General features: G+C 61.1%; 13 protein-coding genes. 7 read left to right on the forward strand and 6 right to left on the reverse strand.

Annotation, left to right across the window (positions count from 1 at the left end; translation table 11 throughout):
- Positions 1-40 precede the first annotated feature (40 nt).
- Positions 41-754: a FadR/GntR family transcriptional regulator gene (locus G7016_RS02400; RefSeq protein WP_181111230.1), complete on the reverse strand. Its 714-nt coding sequence runs from the start codon at positions 752-754 to the stop codon at positions 41-43.
- Positions 755-1,012: 258 nt separating this feature from the next.
- On the opposite strand from G7016_RS02400, the gene G7016_RS02405 reads away from it, so the two are divergent.
- From G7016_RS02405 to G7016_RS02425, 5 genes are all read left to right on the forward strand, one after another.
- Positions 1,013-2,368 (forward strand): MFS transporter, encoded by a 1,356-nt coding sequence (locus G7016_RS02405; protein ID WP_308812125.1) that lies wholly within the window; start codon positions 1,013-1,015, stop codon positions 2,366-2,368.
- 28 nt (positions 2,369-2,396) lie between these two features.
- Positions 2,397-3,743, forward strand: coding sequence for a glucarate dehydratase (gene gudD, locus G7016_RS02410; protein ID WP_181111232.1), 1,347 nt, complete (start codon positions 2,397-2,399; stop codon positions 3,741-3,743).
- A gap of 69 nt (positions 3,744-3,812) precedes the next feature.
- Positions 3,813-4,871, forward strand: a complete 1,059-nt coding sequence (locus G7016_RS02415; RefSeq protein WP_181111233.1) for a PA0069 family radical SAM protein — start codon at positions 3,813-3,815, stop codon at positions 4,869-4,871.
- Positions 4,872-5,118: 247 nt separating this feature from the next.
- Positions 5,119-5,838: a carbonic anhydrase gene (locus tag G7016_RS02420; RefSeq protein ID WP_181111234.1), complete on the forward strand. Its 720-nt coding sequence runs from the start codon at positions 5,119-5,121 to the stop codon at positions 5,836-5,838.
- Positions 5,839-6,076: 238 nt separating this feature from the next.
- Complete coding sequence (locus tag G7016_RS02425; protein WP_181111292.1) at positions 6,077-7,570, forward strand: SulP family inorganic anion transporter; 1,494 nt, start codon at positions 6,077-6,079, stop codon at positions 7,568-7,570.
- 6 nt (positions 7,571-7,576) lie between these two features.
- Here the strand turns inward: G7016_RS02425 and G7016_RS02430 are convergent, their stop codons facing one another.
- On the reverse strand, positions 7,577-8,221 hold the full coding sequence (locus tag G7016_RS02430) for a hypothetical protein (RefSeq protein ID WP_181111235.1): 645 nt from the start codon (positions 8,219-8,221) through the stop codon (positions 7,577-7,579).
- A gap of 217 nt (positions 8,222-8,438) precedes the next feature.
- Here G7016_RS02430 and G7016_RS02435 point away from each other — a divergent pair, with 217 nt between their 5' ends.
- A complete protein-coding gene (locus G7016_RS02435) occupies positions 8,439-9,071 on the forward strand; it encodes an SCO family protein (protein ID WP_181111236.1) in 633 nt (210 codons plus the stop codon).
- A gap of 3 nt (positions 9,072-9,074) precedes the next feature.
- Here G7016_RS02435 and G7016_RS02440 read toward each other — a convergent pair whose 3' ends face one another.
- The 3 genes from G7016_RS02440 to G7016_RS02450 form a co-directional block, all read right to left on the reverse strand.
- Positions 9,075-9,848, reverse strand: a complete 774-nt coding sequence (locus G7016_RS02440; protein WP_181111237.1) for a MetQ/NlpA family ABC transporter substrate-binding protein — start codon at positions 9,846-9,848, stop codon at positions 9,075-9,077.
- A gap of 45 nt (positions 9,849-9,893) precedes the next feature.
- Positions 9,894-10,493, reverse strand: coding sequence for a methionine ABC transporter permease (locus tag G7016_RS02445; RefSeq protein ID WP_181111293.1), 600 nt, complete (start codon positions 10,491-10,493; stop codon positions 9,894-9,896).
- A 62-nt stretch (positions 10,494-10,555) separates the two neighbouring features.
- On the reverse strand, positions 10,556-11,563 hold the full coding sequence (locus G7016_RS02450; RefSeq protein WP_181111238.1) for a methionine ABC transporter ATP-binding protein: 1,008 nt from the start codon (positions 11,561-11,563) through the stop codon (positions 10,556-10,558).
- Between the two features lie 219 nt (positions 11,564-11,782).
- On the opposite strand from G7016_RS02450, the gene katE reads away from it, so the two are divergent.
- Positions 11,783-13,909 carry a catalase HPII gene (gene katE / locus G7016_RS02455; protein ID WP_181111239.1) on the forward strand — a complete coding sequence of 709 codons (2,127 nt, stop codon included), beginning with the start codon at positions 11,783-11,785 and terminating at the stop codon, positions 13,907-13,909.
- A gap of 33 nt (positions 13,910-13,942) precedes the next feature.
- On the opposite strand, the gene G7016_RS02460 is transcribed toward katE, so the two are convergent.
- Positions 13,943-14,650, reverse strand: a complete 708-nt coding sequence (locus G7016_RS02460; protein ID WP_181111240.1) for a PA5502 family lipoprotein — start codon at positions 14,648-14,650, stop codon at positions 13,943-13,945.
- Positions 14,651-14,688: the final 38 nt, after the last annotated feature.

Consider the following 14,688-nt stretch of genomic DNA (forward strand, 5'->3'; position numbering starts at 1 on the left):
CGGGTCGCTTCCACGGCGTGCTGCTACGGGGGGCGACTTATCACGGCCCCGCATGAAACCGCTCCATGCTGTTGCTCAAGTGCAGCAGCATGGCAGCGCGGGCGGCGTCGGCGTCCTGCCGGCGAATAGCTTGATAAATAGCTTCGTGCTCGGCTTGAGCCATCTTTCCCAACTGGCTGAAATCTTCGCTACCGCGCTCCTGTGCATTGAGCTGAGTGCGTGGGATCAATGAAGCACCAAGGTGCATCAGCATGTCGGGAAAGCAGTTATTGCCCGTGGCCTGGGCGATAAGCAGATGGAAACGCCGGTCGGCTTCCACACAGCTATCGTTGTTCGCCAGCAGCCGCCCGTAGTCATCCAGTGCCACGCGCATCTGCGCCAGCTGTGCATCCGTACGGCGCCGGGCGGCCAGCGATGCCGCCTGGGTTTCCAGGCCCATGCGAAGCTCCAGCACGCTGCGCACATTGGTCAGCGTGTCGACGTTAAGCCGAAGCCCCGCGTGCGCCCGCCGCTCCAGCACAAACGTGCCCACGCCATGGCGGGTTTCCACCAAGCCCGCGGCCTGAAGTTTTGATAGAGCCTCGCGTACTACGGTGCGGCTCACCCCGTGCTCGCTGACAATGGCCGTTTCGGAGGGCAGTTTCTGCCCGGTGGCGAATTCGCCCTGCAAGATGCGTTGGGTCAGTTCGTTGACCAGATCATGGGCCAGGTTGGGCGTGCGGCGTCGTACCTGAGGTTCGCTGTCCGGGGCCATAGTGCGTGTCCTGGAGAAATGGCAGTCATAGTACCACTGGCGCCGCAGAACGTTGACCTTGTATGACAACACTCCAATATCGGGCTGTTACCGCGATACTGCTTCAGAAATAACCCCTTAATTGCTGAGCGGGCGTTGTTCGGCTGGATTTGCAGTTGTATGATGTCTGGCAGCGAGTCACCGCCACGAGGTCGACACCGCGCTTTCAGGCGCACCGCGCCTTTCCCCGCATAAAAATAAACAGTGGGAGTATCGAATGTGAGCAATCCAAGCCTGGTCGCCGGTGGCGACGTGAATCCAGTGCTGGCGCGCGCCGTTGCGAAGGTAAAACAGCGGGTGCTGCCGTTGTTCGTCATCATGTTCATCGTCAATTACATTGACCGCGTGAACATCGGCTTCGTGCGTACCCATCTCGAGCATGACCTTGGCATCGGTGCCGCTGCCTACGGCTTCGGCGCGGGGCTGTTCTTCATTGGTTATGCGCTGTTCGAAGTGCCGTCCAACATGCTGCTTCAGCGCGTAGGCGCCCGGGTATGGCTTACCCGCATCATGTTCACCTGGGGCATCGTCGCCACGATGATGGCGTTCATCCAGACCGAAACCCATTTCTATATCCTTCGCTTCCTGCTCGGCATTGCCGAGGCCGGGTTCTTCCCTGGGGTGATCTATTACTTCACTCGCTGGTTGCCTGGCGTGGAGCGCGGCAAAGCCATCGCCATCTTCCTCAGCGGTTCGGCACTCGCTTCGTTGATCTCCGGCCCGCTGTCCGGTGCGTTGCTCGGGATCGAGGGCCTGAACATGCACGGCTGGCAATGGATGTTCCTGATCGAAGGGTTGGCGTCGGTGTGCCTGTGCTTCGTGGTGTGGTTCTGGCTGGATTCCAAGCCGCACGATGCCAAGTGGTTGGCCGCAGAGGAACAGGATGCGCTGGTAAACGCCATCGAGCAGGAACAGCGTGAGCGCGAGGCCATGACCACGGTCAAGCCGACCGTAGGCCAGCTATTGAAAGATGGCCAGATCCTGCTGTTCTGCGCGCTGTACTTCTGCATCCAGCTGACGATCTATGCGGCAACCTTCTGGTTGCCCAGCATCATCAAGAAAATGGGGGACCTCACCGATTTCCAGGTAGGCCTGTTCAACTCCATTCCATGGTTGATTTCGATCATCGCCATGTATGGCTTCGCGGCCGCGTCGGGCAAGTGGAAGTTCCAGCAGGCCTGGGTCGCTTGCGCACTGTTGATTGCCGCACTGGGCATGTTCCTGTCCACCACCGGTGGGCCGATCTTTGCCTTCGTGGCGGTGTGCTTCGCCGCAATCGGCTTCAAGTCGGCGTCCTCGTTGTTCTGGCCAATCCCGCAGGCCTACCTCGATGCCCGGATCGCCGCCGCGGTCATTGCCCTGATCAACTCGCTGGGCAACCTTGGCGGGTTCTTCGCCCCTGCGACCTTCGGCTTTCTCGAACAGCAAACCGGCTCGATCGTAGGGGGCCTGTATGGTTTGGCCGGCACGTCGATCCTTGCCGCCATTCTGGTGTTCTTCGCCAAGACACGGCCCAACAGCCAGGATGCCCTGCCCCATGAGCCTGCCGGCCCCGCGCTTGGCAAGACCCACTGAGCCTCACGAACCCGACAAGGACATGACCATGAACGATTTTTCCCGCGTAGCCGGCCAAGCCCCCATCGTGACCGAGTTGCAGGTAATCCCGGTGGCTGGGCACGACAGCATGCTGCTTAACCTCAGCGGCGCCCACGGGCCCTTCTTTACCCGCAATATCGTGATTCTCAAGGACAACGCCGGGCACGTTGGCGTTGGTGAAGTGCCCGGCGGCGAGCGCATCCGTGAAACCCTCGAGGATGCCCGCAGCCTGGTCGTAGGCCAGCCTATCGGTAACTATCAGCAGATTCTCAACCGCATGCGCGAGGCCTTTGCCGCTCGAGACAGCGCCGGCCGTGGCCTGCAAACGTTCGACCTGCGCATTACCATCCATGCCGTCACCGCCATAGAAGCCGCGCTCCTGGACCTGCTGGGCCAGTTTCTCGAAGTACCGGTCGCCGCACTGTTGGGCGAGGGCCAGCAGCGCGATGCCGTGAAGATGCTGGGGTACCTCTTCTATATCGGTGACCGCAACCAGACCGATCTGGGCTACCGCACCGAAACCGAAGGCGATGACTGGTTCCGCCTGCGCAACGAGAAAGCCCTTACGCCGCAAGCGGTGGTACGCCTGGCCGAAGCGGCAAAGGCGCGGTATGGCTTCAACGACTTCAAGCTCAAAGGCGGTGTGCTGCACGGTGAAGAAGAGATCGAGGCGGTAACGGCGCTGGCCGAGCGCTTCCCGGACGCGCGCATTACGCTGGACCCTAACGGCGCCTGGTCACTCAAGGAAGCTATTCGCCTGTGCCGGGACCAGCACCATGTGCTGGCCTACGCTGAAGACCCCTGCGGCGCGGAGGACGGGTATTCCGGCCGCGAGGTGATGGCTGAATTCCGCCGGGCGACCGGCCTGCCGACCGCCACCAACATGATCGCCACCGACTGGCGGCAGATGGGCCATGCAATCCAGTCCCAGGCGGTGGATATTCCCTTGGCAGACCCGCATTTCTGGACGATGCAGGGCTCTGTGCGAGTCGCTCAGATGTGTAACGACTGGGGGCTGACCTGGGGTTCGCATTCCAACAACCACTTCGACATCTCTCTCGCGATGTTCACGCAGGTTGCCGCTGCGGCGCCGGGCGATATCACTGCTATCGACACGCACTGGATCTGGCAGGATGGCCAACGCCTGACCCGCGAACCTCTGCAGATCATTGACGGCCACGTGCAGGTCCCGAAAAAGCCGGGGCTTGGGGTCGACATCGACATGGATGCCGTGGCGCATGCCCATGAGCTGTACAAAGGCATGGGCCTTGGCGCGCGCGACGACGCGGTTGCCATGCAGTTCCTCATTCCGAACTGGCGCTTCGACAACAAGCGGCCATGCCTGGTGCGGTAACCGACGAGGGGCAAGCGTGACCTTGGCGGGGCGTTTATACTGTATCCATATACAGCATAGGGGCCCCGCATGTTACCCAGAGCGCCGCAGCGTGGCCGTGGCACGGTCAGCAATCCGGATAACCGTTTTCATGGCCGCCAATCCGTGGCCGAGGACGACGGCTGGTATCAAGAGGTACCGGCCACCGTTCACACCGAGGTACGGATCGAGCATGCCAAAAGCATCATCGCCCGCAACACCTCGCCAGACATACCCTTCGACCGCTCTATCAACCCTTACCGGGGTTGTGAGCATGGGTGTATCTACTGCTTCGCCCGCCCTACCCATGCCTATTGGGACATGTCGCCGGGCCTGGATTTTGAAACCCGCCTGATCGCCAAGACCAACGCCGCCGAGCGGCTGGAAGAAGCCTTGAGCAAGCCAGGCTACCGGTGTGCGCCAATAGCCCTGGACGCCAATACCGACCCCTACCAGCCTATCGAGCAGCAATACCGGATCACCCGGCAATTGCTGGAAACCCTGCTTCGTTATCGGCACCCAGTCACCATCACCACAAAGGGGGCGATGGTGCTGCGCGACCTTGACCTGCTTCAGGAAATGGCCGCGTTGCGGTTGGTAAGGGTGATGGTCAGCCTCACTACGCTCGACGATGAGCTCAAGCGAACCCTGGAGCCCCGTGCCGCCTCTGGTGGCGCGCGTTTGCGCGCGATCCGGGTGTTGGCGCAAGCCGGGGTGCCAGTGGGGGCCATCTGTGCGCCTATCATCCCGATGATCAACGACCATGAATTGGAAGCGATGATCCAGGCCGCAGCCGAGGCGGGTGCGCGCAGTGCCCACTACGTGCTGCTGCGGCTTCCGCTGGAAGTCGCGCCACTGTTCGAGGAATGGCTGGGTGTTCATTATCCGCAACGCGCGGCCCATGTATTGAGCCTCATCCGCCAGAGCCGGGGCGGTGAGCTGTATAACTCGCGGTTTGGCGCACGGATGAAAGGCGAAGGCGTGTTTGCCCAGCTTATCGCCCGGCGTTTCGCTGCCGCGGTCAAGAAGGCGGGCTTGGGCCACCGGGAAGATCAACCGTTGGATTGCTCGTTGTTCTGCCCGCCCGGGCGGCAGCTGGCCTTATTGTGATAAGCCACAGCGTTTAATATATAAAGCGGGAAAGCAAACTGCCACTAATTAACTTCACTAGTGGCATTGCGCCGCTTGTCACCCTGAACAAAGCGCCCATGAACTTCAGCTTTAATTAAGAAACTCGACCTAATATCAGATTTGTCTTATCCGGTCACAGTTTCTGTAATACGGAATTTTAAGCTTTCGGTGTAGGATTTTTCTCCCGACCTGAGTGGGACTTTTCCTACCATCAAGAGGATGCAGCATGGACCCGAAGGATCAACCGTTACCCGACCCCTCCACAGTGGCCGAAAGCGCGGAGCAAGCGCTGCAACATATTGTCGACGGTTTCCGGCATTTCCATCAGGAGGTCTTCCCTGAACAGCAAGCGCTGTTCAAGAAGCTGGCCACCGCGCAGAAGCCACGCGCAATGTTCATTACCTGTGCCGATTCGCGCATCGTGCCGGAGCTGATCACCAATAGCTCGCCTGGCGACTTGTTTGTAACCCGCAACGTAGGCAACGTAGTGCCCCCTTACGGGCAAATGAACGGAGGCGTTTCCACCGCGCTTGAATACGCCGTAATGGCGCTTGGCGTGCAGCACGTGATCATTTGCGGCCACTCGGACTGCGGCGCGATGCGTGCGGTGCTGAACCCGGACAGCCTCGAGAAGATGCCGACCGTGAAGGCCTGGCTGCGCCACGCCGAAGTCGCAAAGACCGTGGTGCACGAAAACTGCCATTGCGCGACTGAAGCCGAAACCATGGCCGTACTCACCGAAGAAAACGTGATCGCCCAGCTTCAACACCTGCGTACCCACCCCTCTGTCGCGGCCCGTATTGCCAGCGGCCATCTGTTTATCCACGGGTGGGTGTACAACATCGAAACCAGCGAAATCAAAGCGTACGACGCAGAGCGAGATTGCTTCCTGCCTCTGGATGGTCCTCATCCAACTCCAAGCGCAACACCGAAAGGCCGTTTCTAGAAGCGGTTCAATTGTCATAGGCCATGGGAACTACGCCCGGCGTGGTTCAGGCCGTTTCCGTTTAATAAGAACAATCAACGAACGGGTCAACTTGCGTAGCGTCTGGGTGCCCGGCAGTTGCCGCGTGCCCGGAACAATGCCGGTATGCCTGGTGTAACGGTGCGGCCGCGGCCTGAAGTAACTTCAGGAGAGCGACGTGAATATTGCGCAAATCAAGGCGACCCTGCCGCGCGAACTGATGGCTTCGGTCGTGGTTTTCCTCGTGGCATTGCCCTTGTGCATGGGGATTGCCATTGCCTCGGGCGTGCCGCCCGCAAAAGGATTGGTTACCGGCATCGTGGGCGGCTTGGTAGTGGGCTTTCTGGCAGGTTCGCCGTTGCAGGTAAGCGGCCCCGCAGCCGGTTTGGCCGTATTGGTTTTCGAGCTGGTCCGCCAGCACGGCTTGGCCATGTTGGGGCCTATCTTGCTGCTGGCCGGCGTTCTGCAGTTTGCGGCAGGCCGGTTTCGCCTCGGCTGCTGGTTTCGGGTAACGGCGCCCGCGGTGGTGTACGGCATGCTGGCGGGTATCGGCGTGCTGATTGTGCTTTCACAGGTGCACGTAATGCTCGACCAGTCACCGCAGCCGTCCGGCGTGGCCAATTTGCTGCAATTCCCCGGTGCGGTCAGCGAGGCCCTGCCGGCCCTTGGTGGTGGCCTGGGTTGGCAAGCGGGGATGCTTGGCGTACTCACCATTGCCATCATGTGGGCGTGGGAAAAGCTACGCCCTGCCCGCTTACGATTTGTGCCAGGCGCCTTGCTGGGTGTAGCCACAGCGACGGTGCTCAGTATTATTCTCCCGCTGCAGGTAAAGCGTGTGGAAGTGCCCGCCAACCTTGCCGATGCCATCGACCTGCTCAAGCCGGCCGACTTGATGGCCCTGGCGGACCCTACCCTCTTGATTGCCGCTGTTGCCTTGGCTTTTATTGCCAGCGCGGAAACATTGCTATCGGCAGCCGCGGTGGATCGCATGCACAGTGGGGTGCGGTCGGATTTCGACCGGGAGCTGTCGGCCCAGGGGGTGGGCAACATGCTCTGCGGCCTGCTTGGGGCCTTGCCCATGACGGGCGTGATTGTACGCAGCTCCGCTAACGTACAGGCGGGCGCGCAAACCCGCGCCTCGGCAATCCTGCATGGCCTTTGGTTGCTGGCGTTCGTTGTAGTGTTGTCCAGCGTGTTGCAGCAGATTCCAGTTGCCAGCCTGGCCGGTGTGCTGGTGTTCACCGGCGTGAAGCTGGTGGACTTCAAGGCCTTCCGCGGGTTGGGACGTTATGGGCGCATGCCGATGTTCACCTACGCCGCCACAGCGCTGGCCATCGTGTTCACGGATCTGCTGACCGGCGTGCTGCTGGGCTTCGCCCTTACGTTGCTGAAGCTGGCGCTGAAAGCCGCGCGCTTGAAGATCGCCCTGGTGCCTGCCGGCGAACGCCGGGTCGAACTGCGCCTGACCGGGTCGGCCACCTTCCTGAAGGTACCCGCGCTAACGAAAGCGCTGGGCACCATCGAGCCGGGCACAGAGGTGCATGTGCCGCTGGGCGGGCTGAGCTACATCGACCACTCGTGCCTGGAGCTGCTGGAAGATTGGGGGCGGGCCAATCAGGCCAGCGGCTCCCGGTTGGTCATCGAAAGCCGCGGCCTCAAGCGCCGTGTCGAAGGCCGCCTGCGCACCAGCACAGGGTTGGGAGCGGGCGCTTAGAGCAATTCAGGCGACGTTGATTTCAATCCCCAGTTGACGGGACAGGCAAGGCCAGCGTTTCCACGCCGCGCCTGTCTCGGGGCTGGTGAGCTTGTCCTTGTACGCCTGAACGGTTTCCTGCTCGAACGCTTCGTCATCAAGCAGCTGGTCAATGGAGTGGTGCACCACTTCATCCAGCTCGTTCGCGAAGGGTTCGCCAATAAGGTTATGTGCGATCAGGTTCGCCACGGTGGTATCCAGCGGAATCAACGGCTGGGCGAAGTGGCGGATATACAGGTCGTTTACCTCTTCCACCAGGCGGTGGGCCAGGTAGGCTTCGTCCAGCAACCCGTCCAGGCCTTCGTGGCCGGTTATCAACTCCGGCGGCCGCAGGAAGTATTCCAAGGCAATGTTCAGCACCGGTTGAATCTGCGGGCTGATGCCCGCCTCCAGCGCGACTTGCGCCGCCGCGTCGATCAGGTCGGGCACCTGTTCGATATAGGCATCGACGAAGCGGTGAAGGGTAGCCTCCGACTCGCTTTGGCCGTCATTCAGGCGAATGGAAGAGTGAAGGGTGCTAAGGCGGCCATTCAAGAGGCCGGCAAGCTGGCCGGTTTGTGCCTCATGGTTGTGGGCACGCTTGATCAGCTCGCGCAATGCGGCGGTATTCATGTTTACTCCGGCTAATACGTTTGCGCAAAGCCCCTACGATAGTCGCCACCACGGTAGGGGTCAGATGAAATATTCATAACCCGTCCGTGGTTATTTCCTTGAGTTATTGCAAAAAGCCATTATGGGCTTCGAGAGTTCTAAGGGTTCAGGCTTGCCGAAGGCTTGCTCAGGCGTGCTGAATCACCGTACCGTGTGGCATGCCTCTGGGAGCCATGAGATGACCCGCCTCGAAAAAGCCACCGCTGCCCTGATCGTGATTGTCGCTCTGGGGATCGGCTGGATGATCGAAAAGGCTATCAACCGCGACGGGCTGGACGAAAGTTCAGAGCTGTTGGAAGCTGGGGTCATCGTTCTTCCCCAAGGGCGCCCGATGCCTCGCCTGGACATGACCGATCAGGACGGGCACACCGTCGCGATGGACAGCCTTACCGGTACCTGGAGCGTGCTGTTCTTCGGCTATACCTTCTGCCCCGACATTTGCCCTACTACGCTTGCGCAGTTACGAGAGCTGAAACGCAAACTGCCTTCGGCATCCGCGCAGCGGCTACAGGTGTACTTCGTAAGCGTTGACCCGAACCGGGACACGCCGGCGCAAATGAAGGACTATTTGAGTTACTTCGACAAGAACTTCAAAGGGCTGACGGCATCGGAAGCGGTATTGACGCAATTCTCGACCGCAACCGGCATCCCCTACCTGCCGCCGGATACCACCAAGCCTAATTACACTGTACAGCACAGCGGTAACCTGGCGGTCATAGGGCCGGACGGTCGGCTACGCGGGTTTATCCGCGCGCCATTCGACACGGCCCTGCTGGTGAAGCGTTTGCCGCAGCTGCTGGAAAGCAACTGACCTTCAGAAGGCTGGCAGCACCGCGCCTTTGTATTTATCCAGGATGAACTGCTTGAGCTCCGGGCTGTGCAGGGCTGCAGCCAGCTTTTGCATGGCCGGCGAATCCTTGTTGTCCGGGCGGGCGACCAGAATGTTTACATAAGGCGAGTCGTTGCCCTCGATCACCAAAGCATCCCGGGCGGGGTCCAGTTTGGCTTCCAGGGCGTAGTTGGTATTGATCAGCGCGAGGTCCACCTGCGTCAGCACCCGTGGCAGGGTGGCGGCTTCGAGGGCGCGGATTTTCAGGTCTTTCGGGTTCTCGATGATGTCCTTGGGCGTTGCCAGGATGTCCCTGGGGTTCTGCAGCTTGATCAGGCCAGCCGCTTGCAGCAGCAGCAACGCTCGGCCGCCATTGGTGGCATCGTTGGGAATGACCACGTTGGCACCGCCCGGCAACTCGTCGAGCTTCTTGTACTTGCTCGAATACGCGCCCAGCGGCTCCAGGTGCACGCCGGTCACGGCAACCAGGTTGGTCCCTTTACCGTTATTGAATTCATTCAGGTAGGGCTGGTGCTGGAAGAAGTTCGCGTCCAGGCGGCTTTCTGCGACTTGCACGTTAGGCTGTACGTAATCGGTGAATACTTTCACGTTCAGGTCTACGCCCTGTGCGGCCAGCGCTGGCTTCACGAATTCGAGGATTTCGGCGTGAGGCACCGCGGTGGCGGCAACGGTGAGCGTTTCGTTGGCGTGTGCGGCCAGGCTGAAAACAGTGGCGAATGCCACCAGCAGTTTTTTCATGGTCAGTGCTCCTGCAGGCCGCCCAGGGATAAGGGCGGCTTTACTTTATTTACGGGAATAATGAATCACCAGGCGGTCGCCGATGCTTTGCAGCACCTGCACCAGGACGATCAGCAACACCACGGTGACGATCATCACGTTGGTCTGGAACCGCTGGTAGCCGAAGCGAATGGCCAGGTCCCCCAGGCCACCCGCGCCCACCAGGCCCGCCATGGCGGTATAGGACACCAGTGTGATGGCCGTGACGGTAATCGCCGCGAAGATGCCTGGCCGTGCTTCGGGCAACAACGCGTTGAGGATGATCTGCCTGGTAGTGGCGCCCATCGACTGGGTGGCTTCGATAATGCCGCGGTCTACCTCACGTAACGCGGTTTCAACCAGGCGGGCGAAGAACGGCGTGGCGCCCACGACCAGCGGCGGAATCGCGCCTGCAATGCCCAGGGAAGTGCCGGTGATCAGGATGGTCAGCGGGATCATCACGATCAGCAGAATGATGAACGGGAGGGAGCGCAGTACGTTCACCACGAATGAAAGCAAGGCGTACATACCGCGCTGTTCGAACAGCTGCCGCGGGCCGCAGAGGAACAGCAGCACGCCCAGCGGCAAGCCGAGCAATACCGTGAACAGCAGCGACCCGCCGAGCATCAGCAAGGTGTCGACTGTGGCAAGCCAGATGTCGCTCCAGTCGATGTTGGCAAAGAATTCAATCACCGCAATACCTCCATATGCACGTCCGCTTGTGCGAAGCGGGCGAACGCTGCGTCCATGTCGCCGCCCGTGATCGCCAGCGTCAGCTGCCCGTAAGGAGCATCCTTGATGCGGTCGATACGGCCAGCGAGGATGCTGTAGTCCACGCCGGTTTCCCGGGCAACGGTACCCAGCAATGGCGCATAGGTGGCTTCGCCCTGGAAGGTCAGGCGCACGATACGCCCCGGCACGTGAGCGAAATCGTCGCGCTGTTCGCTTTCGTCGATCTGCTCGTCCTCCTGCACGAAGCGCTTCGTAGTGGGATGGGTGGGGTGCAGGAACACTTCGGCGACCGGCCCCTGTTCCACGATCCGCCCGGCGTCCATCACGGCTACCTGATCACATACACGTCGGATCACGTCCATCTCGTGGGTGATCAACACGATGGTGAGGTTCAGTTCGCGGTTGATCTCGGCCAACAGGCGCAGCACCGAAGCGGTGGTTTGAGGGTCCAGCGCGCTGGTGGCCTCATCGCACAGCAGGATTTTCGGCTGGGTGGACAGCGCGCGAGCGATACCTACCCGTTGCTTCTGCCCGCCGGACAGCTGCGCCGGAAACTTGCGCGCGTGTTCGCTCAAGCCAACCCGCGCCAGCAGGCTGGCTACGCGCTTGTCGATTTCAGCAGACGGAAGTTCGCCCGCCAGGCGCAGCGGCAACGCCACGTTATCGGCGACGGTTTTCGATGCCAGCAGGTTGAAGTGCTGGAAGATCATGCCCACCTGCTGGCGCAACCGGCGCAGGCGGTCCGCGCCATAGGCAGTCACGTCTTCGCCATCGATGAGTATGGTGCCGCCGCTGGGCTGCTCCAGCCGGTTGATCAGGCGCAGCAACGTGCTTTTGCCGGCGCCGGAATGGCCGATCAGGCCAAATACCTGGCCTGAAGGGATCAGTAACCGGGTGGGGTGCAAGGCGGGAATATCCCGGCCTGCCACCCGGTAGGTCTTGTGGACGTCTTGAAACTCGATCACGGGTCACCTGCGTGCCACGCACCCTGAGGCGCGTATGGAGGGCGGTTGGCCAAAACCGCGCATTTTAGCCTGAGCAGGCCGCCGCATCAGTATTTCTTTCGTGACCGGTTGCCGCAGCTGCTGCGATTTAACGGAACGGGCACCTCCCATGGTGAGTCACTAATCCACGAACCACCATGCGAAGCCTGAAACGGGCATAGCCAGCGAGGATACAACCACATGGCAACCGAAAGCGGAAAACCCAGCGAACTGGCCGGCACCGACGCGCCGGACCGCGCCAACACCAACGACAAGCTGGAACAACTCGAAGCGTTTCGTTCAGACGCCACCGGCCAGGCGCTGCGTACCAACCATGGCGTGAAGATCAGCGATAACCAGAACACGCTCAGGGTTGGCCCGCGCGGCCCCTCGCTGCTTGAAGACTTCATCATGCGCGAGAAGATCACCCACTTCGACCACGAGCGTATTCCCGAGCGGATCGTGCATGCGCGGGGTTGCGCGGCCCACGGTTACTTCCAGAGCTATGGCTGCCATGCCAGCCTGACCAAAGCCGCGTTCCTTCAGGACCCGAACAAGCAAACCCCGGTGTTCGTGCGCTTTTCCACCGTGCAAGGCCCGCGCGGCTCGGGTGATACCGTGCGCGACGTACGCGGCTTCGCGACCAAGTTCTATACCGACGAGGGCAACTTCGACCTGGTCGGCAACAACATGCCGGTGTTCTTTATCCAGGACGCGGTGAAATTCCCCGACTTCGTTCATGCGGTCAAGCCCGAGCCTCATAACGAGATCCCTACCGGCGGCTCGGCGCACGATACCTTCTGGGACTTCGTGTCGCTGGTGCCGGAGTCCGCTCATATGGTCATCTGGGCGATGTCCGACCGTGCCATCCCCAAAAGCCTGCGCACCATGGAGGGCTTCGGTATCCACACCTTCCGGTTGATCAATACCGAAGGCAAGGCGAGCTTCGTGAAATTCCATTGGAAGCCCAAGCAGGGTGTGTGCTCGCTGGTGTGGGACGAGGCGCAGAAACTGGCAGGCAAGGACACCGACTACCACCGCCGGGACCTGTGGGAAGCCATCGAAATGGGCGACTACCCCGAGTGGGAGCTGGGTGTGCAGATCGTGCCGGAGGAGGACGAGCATAAGTTCGAGTTCGACCTGCTCGACCCCACCAAGATCATCCCCGAAGAACTGGTACCCGTCACGCCGCTGGGCAAGCTGGTGCTGAACCGCAATCCGGATAATTTCTTCGCCGAGACCGAACAGGTCGCGTTCTGCCCCGGCCACATCGTGCCTGGTATCGACTTCACCAACGATCCCCTGCTGCAAGGCCGGCTGTTCTCGTACACCGATACCCAGATCAGCCGCCTCGGCGGGCCGAACTTCCATGAAATTCCTATCAACCGCCCTGTGGCGCCTAACCATAACGGCCAGCGCGACGGCATGCACCGCATGACCATCGACCGCGGCCGTGCCGCCTACGAGCCGAATTCCATCGATGGTGGCTGGCCGAAGGAAACCCCGGCTGGCCCCAAAGACGGCGGGTTCGAGACGTATCAAGAGCGGGTGGAAGGCTACAAGATCCGCGAGCGCAGCGAGTCCTTTGGTGATCACTTCTCCCAGGCACGGTTGTTCTTCCACAGCATGAGCGAGCCGGAAAAGGAACACATCATCGCCGCCTACAGCTTCGAGCTGGGCAAGGTCGATCGGGAGTTCATTCGCGCCCGGCAGGTGAATGAGATCCTCGCCAATATCGACCTTACCCTGGCCCAGCGCGTGGCGGCCAACCTGGGCTTGCCTGCGCCTACGGCTGGCACGGTCGACGTGAAGGAGCAGACCCTCAAGGCATCGCCAGCGCTGAGCCAGCTGAACCTGCTGGTGGACAACATCAAGGGCCGCAAGATCGCGGTACTGGTGGCCAACGGGGTGGACGACCAGGCGGTAGCCAGCGTGAAAGCCGCGCTCGAAGCCGAAGGCGCCCATGCCAAGGTGCTAGGGCCGACCTCGGCGCCGGTGAAAACCGCAAGTGGCGCCACACTGGCGGTGGACGCCTCCATGGAAGGGCTGCCGTCCATCGCGTTCGATGCGGTGTGGATTCCCGGCACTCAGCAGTCGGTGCAGGCGATGAGCACTGATGGCGTGGCACTGCACTATGTGCTGGAAGCCTATAAGCACCTCAAGGCCATTGGCGTAAGCGACCAGGCCAAGGCGCTGATCGACCAGCTCAAGCTGGAAGAGGATGCAGGCTTGTTGATCGGCGACAGCAAGGTCGCGGATTTCATCGCCGCTATCAAGCAGCACCGGGTATGGGCGCGGGAGCCGAAGGCCAAGGCCGTTCCAGCCTGACCGATAGCAGCCAGGCCGGGCCCGTCGCTACGATCAGGGCTTGGCTGGGCTGAGGATGATCATCGCTGGCTGCCGCTGTTCAATGCGGTGGCCCAGCTTCCATTGCAGGCCCGGGGCGCGGCGGTTCACCCGGGTACGAATCAGCGTTTCAAGCCAGGGAATATCGGCTTGGCGCGGTGCCTGCACCACAACGTCACAGTGATAATTCACGATGTCGGTCGTGATGTCGTCCAGCTGCGCCCACAACTGATGCAGGTCACGGGTAGCCAAGGTGATAGGTGTGCTGTTGGCGGCCGGGTCGATCACCCGCGCCACGGGCTTCGCTTCGGCGGCCTTGAGGGCGGCTTCGGCTTTTTCCAGCTCTGCCTTGCGGGCCTGCGCGATAGCGCCGTTTACGCCGCCAACCAACGCTGGCGCCTGCGGCATCAGGGAGCGCGCCCGGGCCAGCGCAGTAGCCGCGGCATTCACGTCACCTTTCTGCAGCACGATCTGGCTACGCTTGAGGTAGGCCTCGGCCAGCTGCCGTTGCAGGCTCTCCAGTTGCGGGTCATCGGGCGTTTTCGCCTGCAACGCCGCCAGCTGATCCTCTGCGGTGGCCAACTCATTGCTGGTAATGCTCTGCTGCAGTATTTCGACCGCGCTGGGTGGTGCCGGCGGAGCTTCCACCGGCGCGCTCTGGCACCCGGCAAGCGCCAGGGAAATTGCCGCGATCAGCAGACAACCAGACATGAAAGGCTTCATTGCGCCACTCTCTTTATGGGCAAAATCGAGCAAGTCTA

The sequence above is a fragment of the Pseudomonas japonica genome, from assembly GCF_013522925.1.
Taxonomy (GTDB): domain Bacteria; phylum Pseudomonadota; class Gammaproteobacteria; order Pseudomonadales; family Pseudomonadaceae; genus Aquipseudomonas; species Aquipseudomonas japonica_A.

Excerpts from the sequence above, each read along its gene's own strand:
- G7016_RS02400 (WP_181111230.1), bottom strand. The coding sequence starts at position 754 with ATGGCCCCGGACAGCGAACCTCAGGTACGACGCCGCACGCCCAACCTG.
- gudD (WP_181111232.1), top strand. The coding sequence starts at position 2,397 with ATGAACGATTTTTCCCGCGTAGCCGGCCAAGCCCCCATCGTGACCGAG.
- G7016_RS02415 (WP_181111233.1), top strand. The coding sequence starts at position 3,813 with ATGTTACCCAGAGCGCCGCAGCGTGGCCGTGGCACGGTCAGCAATCCG.
- G7016_RS02420 (WP_181111234.1), top strand. The coding sequence starts at position 5,119 with ATGGACCCGAAGGATCAACCGTTACCCGACCCCTCCACAGTGGCCGAA.
- G7016_RS02425 (WP_181111292.1), top strand. The coding sequence starts at position 6,077 with ATGGCTTCGGTCGTGGTTTTCCTCGTGGCATTGCCCTTGTGCATGGGG.
- G7016_RS02430 (WP_181111235.1), bottom strand. The coding sequence starts at position 8,221 with ATGAATACCGCCGCATTGCGCGAGCTGATCAAGCGTGCCCACAACCAT.
- G7016_RS02435 (WP_181111236.1), top strand. The coding sequence starts at position 8,439 with ATGACCCGCCTCGAAAAAGCCACCGCTGCCCTGATCGTGATTGTCGCT.
- G7016_RS02440 (WP_181111237.1), bottom strand. The coding sequence starts at position 9,848 with ATGAAAAAACTGCTGGTGGCATTCGCCACTGTTTTCAGCCTGGCCGCA.
- G7016_RS02445 (WP_181111293.1), bottom strand. The coding sequence starts at position 10,493 with ATGCTCGGCGGGTCGCTGCTGTTCACGGTATTGCTCGGCTTGCCGCTG.
- katE (WP_181111239.1), top strand. The coding sequence starts at position 11,783 with ATGGCAACCGAAAGCGGAAAACCCAGCGAACTGGCCGGCACCGACGCG.
- G7016_RS02460 (WP_181111240.1), bottom strand. The coding sequence starts at position 14,650 with ATGAAGCCTTTCATGTCTGGTTGTCTGCTGATCGCGGCAATTTCCCTG.